Below are 12,454 nucleotides of genomic sequence, written 5' to 3'. Positions count from 1 at the left end.
ATATTAATATACTACGAACAAATTATATAAAAAAAGTATTATGGAACTCAAATGGCTTTTTTAAGAAAATTTTAGCGTTACCAGAGAAAATTCTACGGTAACGCTTTTTTTATTAGATGTTAGCAAAAAATTTACAGTAATGCTTCTGGTAACAGTAGATAGTTTTTGATATATAAAATCAGTATTTATTAATATTATAAAAAAGATATTAAATTTTGAATAATATTCAACAAATCTGAAGGTTTTTTATTGTATACTAAGGTATTAGAAAATATACCGATTATAGATAAATTTACAATTATTACATACTGAATATGATAGTTTATGATTTTAGTTTGTTTACTATAAAAATATAATGTATAATTATTGTAATATAAAATATAGGAAGTGAAAAAATGAGAAGAACTTTATTAAACCCTAAAATAGATTTTGTATTTAAAAAAATTTTTGGATCAGAAGAACACCCAGAAATTTTAATATCATTTTTAAATGCAGTACTTAAACCAAAAAAGCCTATTGTATCAGTTGAAATAAAAAACTCAGACTTAGAAAAAGAGTATATAGAAGATAAATTTTCTAGATTAGATGTAAAAGCATTGACAAGCAATAAAGAAATCATAAATATAGAAATACAATTAAAAAATGAATACAATATGATACAAAGAAGCTTATATTATTGGAGTAAGCTTTACGAAGAACAATTATCAGAAGGCGATAGATATGATAAATTGAGTAGAACAGTTTGTATAAATATACTAGATTTTAAATATTTAAAAAATGACAGATTCCACAATGGATATAGGTTAAAGGAAATAGAAACAAATGAAGAATTAACAGATTTACAAGAAATTCACTTTATAGAAATACCTAAGCTAAAAAGATTTGAAAGCACTGAAGAAATAGTTGATTTACTAGAGGGTTGGGTAGAGTTTTTAAGAGATCCAGAAAGTGAAGTAATTAGAAAATTAGAAATGAGTAATAAAGAAATTAGAGAAGCTAAAGATGAATTATATAGACTTAGCAGAAACTCAAAAGAAAGAGAACTTTACTATCTAAGAGAAAAGTCTTTAAGAGATGAAATAAGTGCATTAGCAAATGCCAAAGAAAAAGGACTAAAAGAAGGATTAAAACAAGGATTATTTGAAGGTAAATTAGAAAGTGCAAGAAGCTTTTTAGATATTTTAGATGATGATACAATAGCTACTAAGCTCAATATCGATGTAGATATAATAAAAAAATTAAGAACAGAAACATTAAAAAAGTAGTCTTAGGTTAACTCCTCAGACTATTTTTAATATTTAAATATACTACTAAATAAATAATATAATATAGATACATTCACAATTGTTATATATTACAAATTGAATTCTGTGTGTATTTAAAAATATCTGTTTTATTGAACATATAAAGTATGAAATTATTTAATTATTAATTAAGAGATAGATTTATACCAAGCTTAATTACTGTAATTTCAATATTAGTTCTTATAATATTTGTAATAAAAAAATAAATCAACGAATAAGAAAATTTCTGAATTAGAAAAAATGATTAATAATTTATAGAATAATTAACTAGCAATATATTAATTTTATGTATTGACAGTTAAAAAAAGATTAATTATAATAAAGACAAATCAATTGAATTAAATTAAATTTTGATTGATTGAAATAATCACAAGAAAGAGGTTGCTATGAGCAAATACGATATTTTAAAATTAGAAAATCAGATGTGTTTTCCATTATATGCAATATCAAGAGAAGTAATAAAATTATATAAACCTTATCTTGATCAGCTTAATCTTACGTATACTCAGTATATTGCAATGCTTGTAATGTGGGAAGAAGAAAAAATAGTATTTAAAGAACTTGGAAAAAAACTTCATTTAGATTCAGGAACTCTTACTCCTGTACTTAAAAAACTTGAGTCTATGGGACTTATAATAAAGTATAGAAGTAAAGAAGATGATAGAGTAGTAATTGTTGAACTTACTGAGACTGGAAGAAAACTTAAAGATGAAGCCATCACAGTTCCAGAAAGAGTATTTTGCCAATTTAAAATATCTGAAGAAGATGCTGTTCAGTTTAAATATTATTTAGATAAAATACTAAAAAGTTTTGTATAATAAAAGATGATAAATTCACTTTTTAAAGTGAATTGCATCTTTGATTATATAGATAACCTATTTTATACACTAATTAATTGAATTAAATTAAATTTTAATAAATTAAAATATTGGAGGATATATTATGAAATTTTATGATTTTACTGCAAAAAAAATGAATGGTATAGAAGTTAAAATGGACGAATACAAAGGAAAGGTGTTATTGGTTGTTAATACAGCTAGTAAATGTGGATTTACACCACAATTAGCAGAACTTGAGCAAATGTATAAGGACTATAAAGATAAAGGTTTTGAAATACTTGGATTCCCTTGTAATCAATTTGCCAATCAAGACCCAGGTTCAAACAAAGAAATAAGTGACTTTTGTCTTATAAATTATGGAGTTACATTTACAATGTTTGAAAAAATAGATGTTAATGGAGAGTCTGCACATCCAATATATAAATATTTAAAAAATAATGCAAAAGGAATTTTAAACAATGAAATAAAATGGAACTTTACTAAATTCCTTATTGACTCTGAAGGTAATGTTGTTGATAGATTTGCACCGACTACAAATCCTAAAAAGATAAGAAAAGATATAGAAAAATTATTACCATAAGCATAGTAAGTAAATTTAGCACAATATTATAAAAGAAACTAACAAATTATATAAAATTAGATAAATAACCATACCTTATATTATTGAAAATACTAAGGTATGGTTGTTTTTATTGTAAATTTATTTATAACAAAATATCTAGTTTACAAAAATTTATCATAAATCTTAATAAAATCTTAATAAATCATACACTTTATATTAAAAAATAACATCTATACTACTAAATATAAACAATATATGTATAAAAATGGTAAAATAAAAAGCGAGGTGAGATTAATGATAAAAGGGAATGTATTATTAGTTGATGATGATAAAGACATAGTTGAGTCTATGGAAATACATTTAAAAAATGAAGGACTAAAAGTATATAAGGCTTATGATGGAATAGAAGCTCTAGAAATTTTACTTGAAAAAGAAATTCACTTAATTTTAATGGATATTATGATGCCAAGAATGGATGGACTAAGTGCAACATTAAAAATCAGAGAAGAAAAAAATATACCAATTATACTAGTATCAGCAAAAACAGAAGATAGCGATAAAATAATAGGGCTTAACATGGGTGCAGATGATTATATAACAAAACCATTCAACCCATTAGAACTAGTAGCAAGAGTAAAGTCTAACTTAAGACGCTATATTTCACTTGGAAACTTTAAACAAGAAAGTTTAGAAGTCTTAAAATATGAAGCATTAGTTCTAGATAATGCTAGCAAAGAAGTTAGCGTAGATGGGGAAGTAGTAAAGTTAACCCCTATAGAATATAAGATTTTAGAAATGCTACTAAAAAATCAAGGAAGGGTATTTTCATCAAGGCAAATATATGAAAGTATTTGGCAAGAGCCAGGATACAACTGTGACAGAACAGTAGCAGTACATATAAGAAGAATAAGAGAGAAAATAGAGATAAATCCTAAAGATCCAAAATATATAAAGGTGGTGTGGGGAGTTGGATATAAAATTGATAAAAAATAAAAACTTAGTGGCTTTAGTTATATGTTTTTGTATAACTATAATTAGTGCTAATATAGATATGAAAGATTTTTATATGAACTATATTAATGCAGACTTTTATAAAAGTTATGAATTAGAACAAGTTTTATATGAAATAGCAACACAATCTGTATATACAGTAGTAGGAGATAATGCAAGTGAAAAAATGCTTAATTATAAAACTGAAAGTAAGAATATGATTTCTAATTATACAACAGCAAATGTATTTGTAATAAACAATGATAGTAAAGAAGTATACTATAATAATATTTCTGATATTGATAAGTATTTAAAAACAGTTACAAAGTCTTATCATAATGTATATGAAATTAACTTTAAAGATAAAACTATGTACTTACTAAATGATAATAATGATAAAGTTAGGGTATCAACAAACAATTTTGGTAATCTAGCTCAAACAAGAAAAGAAGATGTTACTACATATATAGCAATTCCTTTTACTTCAGACATAGCAAGGATGAAAGATATTAATAATAATGAACCTCTATATGTAAAATATAAGGAATTTGTTAAAAATATTGAAGATGCAATCTTTTTCATAGGCTCTAAAATAATAGCATTAATAACATTTATAATACCTTATTTAGCTATGCTTATACTAGATAATAAAAAATTAAGTAAAAAAGATAGTTTAAATAATATTTTAAAAAATATATTACTTATATCACTTGCTTTTTTAATATCTTTACTACAATCTAAAATTTATGGATGGAGTATATGGTATTATTTTATTAATACAGGTTTACTGTACTTAATATATTATTTTGGTTTTAAAATATTAGAGGAAAATAGGAAAAATAATATACATCCTAAAGATTATGCACATAATCTAATGGTTAAACTGACTAGTTTAAAAATGAATAATAAAAAAATTTATACTATAATTAAATATGTATGGATATTTATACCATTAGTAATAATACAAGTTATTATAGTATTTACTTTTCATTCTAATTATGATTTATTTGAACTTTCAGTTTATACTGCTCCATTATTAAGTATAGCTTTAAGTGTAATATCAATTTTTATTATAAAAGATAAAGTAAATAAAATTGAACAAATAAGAAATGGAATAGACAAAATAAAAAATGGAAATATAGAACACAAAATAGAAATAAAGAAAGATTTATTGTTTGATGATATAGTAAAGGATATAAATGAAATAGGAAAAACTATAAATATAGCAGTAGAAGAAAGATTAAAAAGTGAGAGAATGAAAAATGAACTTATAACTAATGTATCTCACGATTTAAAAACACCTCTTACAGCTATTATTAACTATATAAGTTTAATGAAAAAAGAAGATATTCAACCAAAACATTTAAAAGATTATGTACAAGTTTTAGATAAAAGGTCTCAAAGGCTTAAGATATTAATAGAAGACTTATTTGAAGCATCTAAAATTGGAAGTAATAACATAGAATTAAATTTAGAAGAAAATGATATAAATCAGCTACTTACTCAAACATTAGTAGAAATGGAAGACTATATAAATGAATCTAAATTAGATTTTATAGTGAATACACCTAATAAGGAAGTGTATATATTAGCTGATGGAAAAAAGACTTTTAGAGTTTTTGAAAATATAATTTCTAATATATTAAAATACTCTTTAGAGAAAACTAGAGTATATATTGACTTAGTAGAAAGTGATAAAAAAGTACATATAAGTTTTAAGAATATATCTAAGCATCAACTTAATTTCGACCCAGATGAAATAACTGAAAGGTTTACAAGAGGCGATTTATCAAGAAATACAGAAGGTTCTGGACTTGGACTTGCTATAGCAAAAGGGCTTGTACAAGCACAAGGTGGAGAATTAAAAGTAGATATTATTGGGGATTTATTTATTGTTAATATAGATTTTAATATGTAGTATATTTTGTATATTATTAACTATAAAGTTCAAGAAGCTTATTAGATATTTTAGATGATTACATTAGTCACTAAGCTTAATATTTACGTAGATATAATAAAAAATAGTCTGAGGTTAACTCCTTAGACTATTTTTAATATTTGGGTATGTTTTATATATGAGCTTTAAGTTCCTTTATAAACTTCTTTCTCCTTACATTGTATAAAATTAAGTCAATAATCAAATATGTAACCATCATTATTATTATCATTTTCAAATCTTTTATTTCAAATAAAAAATATACTACTTCTAATATCAATAATCTCTTTGTAGTCTTAAGTCGTTGAATACCTTCAAACCTACAATATGTAGCGTTATCTATATTTACGTTATATTTTTTATTAAATTTATCTACAGAACGATCTATTCCAAACATATAGTTTTTTTCTAATATCATTATACTTGCTGATAAAGAACCAATAACTACAAACAATATACCTATATTTTGCTCCATATAATTCTCCCCCCTAAAATAATATCTCCTCGCAAACTATATATTACAAAGTTAATTATGTTTATACAGTACATTTTACTTCAAAATATGGACTTGAAAAATCATAATTATATCCAGGACTTATAATAATAGTCTTATCCCTACAACCTACATCAGAAAACATATCACAAATATCATCAAAATTAAATGAACTAGTTTTTTTACATAAAAAAGTGCCTTCTTTAACTTTAATTATATTTTCAATATTAGAATCTATTTTATAAACTTCACATGCAACAAACTTAGTAACTACATCATCTTTTATATTGATAATTACACCGTAATCAGGTTTAATATATAATTTTTTACTAAAACACTCATTAAACATAACATCTAGAAGCTTATAAAAATTATCATTCATTTCATCTTCATACAAAGGAATTGTATAGTAATACTTTTCATCAAAATTAAACTCTTTTGACTCATAATCACTATAACTATTTATTCTTTCTATATCATCTTGTAAAAAATTTAAAAATTGTAAATCATCATTAAGACTAGATATTTTTTCTTCTGTAATTCTCTTTCCATATTCTATTAATTGTATATAATCAATTTTATTATTATCTTTAAATACCAAATCCTTTACTTCTTTTAAAGGTATAGATAAATTAATACATATTTGTATTAACTCAACCATTCTTGTTTGTTCAAAGTTATAGTATCTATAATTACTATTAGGATCAACATATACAGGTTTTAATAGTCCAATTAAGTCGTAATATCTAAGTGACTTTATACTACATCCAGTTCTTTTTGAAAGCTCTCCTATAGTTAATAATTTACTTTTCATAAAATCTCCTTGACTCTACCATAAGGGTATACTTTATAGTTATTATAGAGTTTTATTGTGTTAATGTCAAAGGAGGAGAATGATGAATCAAGAACTTTTTGGAATAACTCCACCAAAAAAATTATTTGTTAAACTAGCAATTCCAAGTTTAGTCAGCATGTTATTTTCATCTATTTATATGATGGCTGATGGAATGTTTGTTGGAAAAGTAATAGGAAGTAAAGGTTTAGCAGCTATAAACCTTGTTTTTCCAATTATAATGATAGTATTTGCAGTTTCAGATATGATAGCAGCAGGAGCATCTGTAAAAATAGGAATTAAACTAGGTGAAAAAAAGGAAGAAGAGGCAAGTAATATTTTTTCAATTGCTCTTTTACTTATGTTTATTATAGATAGTATTTTTATGATATTAAGCTTAGTTTTTGCTAAAGATATTATATTTATTTTAATTAAAGATAAAGAACTTGCTACTTTATCATATAGATTTGCATATGTATTTATTTTAGCACTACCTATTATAGCACCATTTTTTGCACTAGATAATTATTTAAGATTATGTGGTAAGGCAAATATGAGTATGTGGATAAATATAGCTGTATCAATACTTAACATTATATTAGATGCAATTTTAATTGGATACTTTAAATTAGGAATAGAATATGCTGCACTTTGTAGTGCTTTAAGTATGTTTATAGGAACTTTAATTTTCTTATATCCCTTTATTATGAAAAAGGTTACATTAAGATTTACAAAACCTAAAGTAGATGTAAAAGAGATTTTATACATTATATATAATGGAAGTTCTGAGTTTTTAAGCAATATATCAAACTCTATTATGGCAATTATAACTAATGGATTTCTTCTTTATTATGGTGGTCCAGTAGGTGTAGCGGCATTTTCAATTGTTATGTATATAGATGCATTAATATCACCAATATTATTTGGTATGATAGATTCAATACTTCCAGTTATTAGCTATAATTATGGTGCTAAAGATTATAAACGTATAACTCAGTTTTTCAAAATAACTTGTATAGTTGGATTTACTATTTCAATTTTAACTATGATTATAATATTTATATTCCCTGATTTCTTAGTTGGATTATTCTCTTCAAAATCAGATGTTGATATTATATATATGGGTAAAATAGCATTACTATTAAGTGCGCCATCATATTTATTTAAATGGTTTACTATGACTGTAGGTAGCTTTTTAACTGGACTTGAAAAAGCAACTGAATCTATAGTAGTAATGTTGGTAGAATCAGTTATACTTCCTTTAATACTGATTGTAGTCTTAACTAAGGCTATAGGAGTTTATGGAATATTTATCGCACCAAGTATAGGTGGAATAATTTCAGTAGCTATAGCATTTATACTTTGGAGAAAATGTGTTAAAGAAGAATTTGAAAATAATTAATTTAAACTTATTTAAGGAGAGAAGTATGAAAGATAATAATATAGAAAATATAGTCACATTAGAACTTGTAAAAGAAGATGAACTATATAAATTTAAAAAAGACTTACAAGAATCATTTTCAGTAGCAGTAATAGAAGAGTTTGGCTCTGTAGATGCTGGACCTATTCCATATGATGAAGAGATAGAAAAAAGTTTTAACGCTCCTGGAGCAGTTATATATCATATACTATCAAATGGTAGTAAAGTGGGTGGAGTAGTAGTTTCTATAAATGAAGAAACACAACACAACTCTTTAGACTTTTTATTTATAGCTAAAGGTAAAGGTGGTAAAGGTATTGGATATAAAACTTGGAAAGCTATTGAAGAAAAGTATCCAGAAACTAAAGTTTGGGAAACTCATACACCATTCTTTGAAAAACGTAATATTCATTTTTATGTTAATAAGTGTGGATTTAAAATAGTAGAGTATTTAAGTGAAAAGTATCATAATCCAGATGAAGAAGGATTACCAGGTGGAGAAGACTTCTTTAGATTTGAAAAAATAATGAGATAAAAATAGGAGCATATGCTCCTATTTTTAATAGAATTCATAAAATATCCTTGACTATACCATAGGGGTATACTTTATACTGATTATATAAAATAATGAACTTATTAATATTACAAACTAATTATAAAAATTACTAGTGATATACATAAGTTATTTTTATAGTTTATAATAACAACCAAATAGTTTAACATAACAACATAAATTAAATAAAAATAGTTTTTGCTACATAGCAAAACTATTTTAATGAATAGCAACAGGAGTTTAAAACAGTGGATTTTTTGAAATATTTATTTAGAAACGCAACCGAATACAGTGATTTTAATATATTCGGATTGGCACATATAACCATATTATTTATAGGAATTTTAGGTATCGTATTTATACTAAAGAGAATGAATGTAAGTAGGAAATTTGAGCGAATTTTAGGTATAGTGTTATTAGCACAACAAATTATCTTATATACATGGTATTTACGATCTGGATATAAGTTATTAACAGAAGGTCTACCATTATATCATTGTAGAATAGCAATAATATTGACTGGTATTGGTTTATTTTTTAATAAAAGCATTTGTAAAAAAATAGGTTCTATATGGGGGTTAATAGGGGCAGTATCTGCATTAGTATATCCAGTGCTAGACCCATTTGTATTTCCTCATATAACTCAAATTTCTTTCTTTATAGGTCATCTATTCCTTCTTTGGAGTTCTGTTTACTGTATATTTGTTGAATGCATTAAACTTAGTAAAAAAGACCTTAAAATAATTATATACTTCACTAACATATATCATATATCAATGTTTATATTTAATCATATTATAGGCTCTAATTATGGATATATGAGAGTATCGCCTATTGGTATAGGGAATGATTTACATCCGGTAGTATATGGGCTTATAATTATAGCTATATTTAATGCATTAATAGTTTTTATGAATTCATTAATGAATAGACAACAAAAGAACAACACAAACTTAATGAAACTTTACGCATAAATAAGGCAAAAACTAGAAGATATTATTCTTCTAGTCAGAGCGTAGACAAAGTCTACGCTCTTTTATTTTTGTCAATACTCTTTATGAGGTGATAAATATGTTAACTATAAGAAAAGAAAATTTTAGAGATGATGAAATAAATGTTATATTAGATGGATTGGTTCCTGAAAACCATTTAGTAAGAAAAATAGAAAATGCAATAGATTTTAGTTTTATTTATGATAAAGTAAAAGATTTATACTCTCCGTTAGGAGCTCCAAGTATAGATCCTGTTGTTTTAATAAAAATAGTTTTAATTCAATATTTATTTGGCATACCTTCAATGAGGCAAACAATTAGAGAAATAGAAGTAAATGTAGCGTATAGATGGTTTTTAGGTTACTCATTAACTGAAAAAATTCCTCATTTCTCAACTTTTAATAAAAACTATGAAAGACGATTTAAAAATACAGATTTATTTGAATCAATATTTAAAGAAATTTTAGCGAGAGCTACAAAATGTGGATTTGTAGATTCTTCTAATATCTATATAGATTCAACACATATAAAAGCTAGTGCTAATAAGAAAAAATATACTAAAGTAGAGGTAGATATTCAAGCTAAGCATTATCAAGAAAAACTAGAAAAAGAGATAAATGAAGATAGATTAAAACATGGAAAAAGTCCATTATGTGAAGTGAAAAATGAAGAGGTAAAAAAAAAGGAAAAAATAGAGAGTAATACAGATAAGGATAGTGGCATGTTCTTCAAAAATGAAAAAGAAAAATGCTTCGCATATCTAGCGCATACAGCTTGTGATAACAATAATTTCATATTAGATTTTCATATTACATCTGGTAACATACATGATAGCGTAGCTTTTTCCGATTTATATCAAAAGATAAAAAATAATAGTAAACAACATACAACAGCGATAGCTATAGATGCTGGATATATAACTCCTTATATTTGTAAAACTATTTTAGATGATGGTATAATTCCTGCTATTCCATATAAAAGACCTATGACTAAAAAAGGATTTTTTAAGAAATATGAATATGTATATGATGAGTATTATGACTGTTATATTTGTCCTAATAATAAAATTTTAAAATATTCAACTACCAATAGAGATGGGTATAGAGAATATAAATCTAATCCAAGTGATTGCAAATCTTGTGAACACTTAAATATTTGCACTAATAGTAAAAATAAACAAAAGTTAGTTACAAGGCATATATGGCAAAATTATTTAGAAGAAGCTGATCATCTTAGACATAAGCCATATGTAAAAAAAGTTTACAGTAAACGTAAAGAAACAATTGAACGAGTTTTTGCAGATGCAAAAGAGAAACATGGTATGAGATATACAAAATTAAGAGGCTTGTCGAAAATTGAGATGGAGGTGAGTCTTATTTTCTCATGCATGAATCTAAAAAAATTAGCTAATTGGATGTGGAAAGATACATCCAATAATCTAAGGCTCACGCCTATTTTTAGTATATTATCACTAAAAATCTTTATAAAAAAGAAAATAGCCATTTTATATAAGTTAAAAATGGCTATTTTGTCTACAATCTGAAGCAAGCTTATAGCTTGCTTTTTATTTATAAAAATTAATTTCATAGAAGGATGCAAATTTAATATATATATCCAAAAATTATATAGATAAGCAATAAAGTCAATTTATTTAAAAATAGTTTAGTACTGTATTGAAGAACAGAATATATACAAAGTTTATGTATTAAATATAATTACAGAATAAGTTATACATCTTATAAACTATAATGGGAAAAATAGTTTAGATAATATAAAAATTATACAAATTAAAGATAAAAATTTAAATATGACAGAAAAGCACATATTAAAAACTATATAACATTAAAAAAGTTTGAAAATAATACGTATATTTGATAAAATGTATAAGTAAAGTGTTCGAAAATCGAAAAATAGAGGTGAATTATAATGAAGACAGTTGCAGTTGTAGGCTCTCAATGGGGAGATGAAGGAAAAGGTAAAGTTATAGATTACCTTGCTACACAAGCTGATGTAGTAATTAGAGGTCAAGGTGGAAATAATGCTGGACATACATTAGTTGTTGATGGAAAGAAANTAATAGAGATGGCTATAGAGAGTATAAATCAAATCCAAGTGATTGCAAATCTTGTGAACACTTAAATATTTGCACTAATAGTAAAAATAAACAAAAGTTAGTTACAAGGCATATATGGCAAAATTATTTAGAAGAAGCTGATCATCTTAGACATAAGCCATATGTAAAAAAAGTTTACAGTAAACGTAAAGAAACAATTGAACGAGTTTTTGCAGATGCAAAAGAGAAACATGGTATGAGATATACAAAATTAAGAGGCTTGTCGAAAATTGAGATGGAGGTGAGTCTTATTTTCTCATGCATGAATCTAAAAAAATTAGCTAATTGGATGTGGAAAGATACATCCAATAATCTAAGGCTCACGCCTATTTTTAGTATATTATCACTAAAAATCTTTATAAAAAAGAAAATAGCCATTTTATATAAGTTAAAAATGGCTATTTTGTCTACAATCTGAAG

The 12,454-nt window shown here is 24.8% G+C and carries 11 protein-coding genes and 2 pseudogenes; 11 read left to right on the top strand and 2 right to left on the bottom strand.

Annotation, left to right across the window (positions count from 1 at the left end):
* Positions 1-395 precede the first annotated feature (395 nt).
* The 5 genes from BN7997_RS09595 (at position 396) to BN7997_RS09575 (ending at position 5,613) form a co-directional block, all read left to right on the top strand.
* Positions 396-1,265, top strand: coding sequence for an Rpn family recombination-promoting nuclease/putative transposase (locus BN7997_RS09595; protein WP_071120575.1), 870 nt, complete (start codon positions 396-398; stop codon positions 1,263-1,265).
* A 425-nt stretch (positions 1,266-1,690) separates the two neighbouring features.
* On the top strand, positions 1,691-2,122 hold the full coding sequence (locus tag BN7997_RS09590) for a MarR family winged helix-turn-helix transcriptional regulator (RefSeq protein WP_071120574.1): 432 nt from the start codon (positions 1,691-1,693) through the stop codon (positions 2,120-2,122).
* 124 nt (positions 2,123-2,246) lie between these two features.
* Positions 2,247-2,723: a glutathione peroxidase gene (locus tag BN7997_RS09585; RefSeq protein ID WP_071120573.1), complete on the top strand. Its 477-nt coding sequence runs from the start codon at positions 2,247-2,249 to the stop codon at positions 2,721-2,723.
* A 276-nt stretch (positions 2,724-2,999) separates the two neighbouring features.
* A complete protein-coding gene (locus BN7997_RS09580; protein ID WP_071120572.1) occupies positions 3,000-3,698 on the top strand; it encodes a response regulator transcription factor in 699 nt (232 codons plus the stop codon).
* Entirely contained in the window at positions 3,673-5,613 is a 1,941-nt protein-coding gene (locus BN7997_RS09575; RefSeq protein ID WP_071120571.1) for a sensor histidine kinase, read from the top strand. Before BN7997_RS09580 ends, BN7997_RS09575 begins: the two co-directional genes overlap by 26 nt.
* Positions 5,614-5,764: 151 nt before the next feature.
* Here the strand turns inward: BN7997_RS09575 and BN7997_RS09570 are convergent, their stop codons facing one another.
* Positions 5,765-6,106 (bottom strand): hypothetical protein, encoded by a 342-nt coding sequence (locus tag BN7997_RS09570; protein WP_071120570.1) that lies wholly within the window; start codon positions 6,104-6,106, stop codon positions 5,765-5,767.
* A 61-nt stretch (positions 6,107-6,167) separates the two neighbouring features.
* On the bottom strand, positions 6,168-6,938 hold the full coding sequence (locus tag BN7997_RS09565) for a MerR family DNA-binding transcriptional regulator (protein WP_071120569.1): 771 nt from the start codon (positions 6,936-6,938) through the stop codon (positions 6,168-6,170).
* Positions 6,939-7,020: 82 nt separating this feature from the next.
* Here BN7997_RS09565 and BN7997_RS09560 point away from each other — a divergent pair, with 82 nt between their 5' ends.
* From BN7997_RS09560 to BN7997_RS15795, 6 genes and pseudogenes are all read left to right on the top strand, one after another.
* A complete protein-coding gene (locus BN7997_RS09560; RefSeq protein WP_071120568.1) occupies positions 7,021-8,358 on the top strand; it encodes an MATE family efflux transporter in 1,338 nt (445 codons plus the stop codon).
* Positions 8,359-8,383: 25 nt separating this feature from the next.
* A complete protein-coding gene (locus BN7997_RS09555) occupies positions 8,384-8,911 on the top strand; it encodes a GNAT family N-acetyltransferase (protein WP_071121404.1) in 528 nt (175 codons plus the stop codon).
* A gap of 266 nt (positions 8,912-9,177) precedes the next feature.
* Entirely contained in the window at positions 9,178-9,903 is a 726-nt protein-coding gene (locus tag BN7997_RS09550) for a YwaF family protein (RefSeq protein ID WP_071120567.1), read from the top strand.
* Between the two features lie 97 nt (positions 9,904-10,000).
* Positions 10,001-11,464: an IS1182 family transposase gene (locus tag BN7997_RS09545; RefSeq protein WP_071119372.1), complete on the top strand. Its 1,464-nt coding sequence runs from the start codon at positions 10,001-10,003 to the stop codon at positions 11,462-11,464.
* Between the two features lie 383 nt (positions 11,465-11,847).
* Positions 11,848-12,045, top strand: a pseudogene (locus tag BN7997_RS09540) (adenylosuccinate synthetase); the annotation flags it as partial.
* Positions 12,000-12,332, top strand: a pseudogene (locus BN7997_RS15795) (transposase); the annotation flags it as partial. The pseudogenes BN7997_RS09540 and BN7997_RS15795, both read left to right, overlap by 46 nt.
* Positions 12,333-12,454 lie beyond the last annotated feature (122 nt).

The sequence above is a fragment of the Romboutsia timonensis genome (genome assembly GCF_900106845.1).
Lineage (GTDB): Bacteria > Bacillota > Clostridia > Peptostreptococcales > Peptostreptococcaceae > Romboutsia > Romboutsia timonensis.
This window is presented reverse-complemented; position numbering and strand designations above follow the sequence as displayed.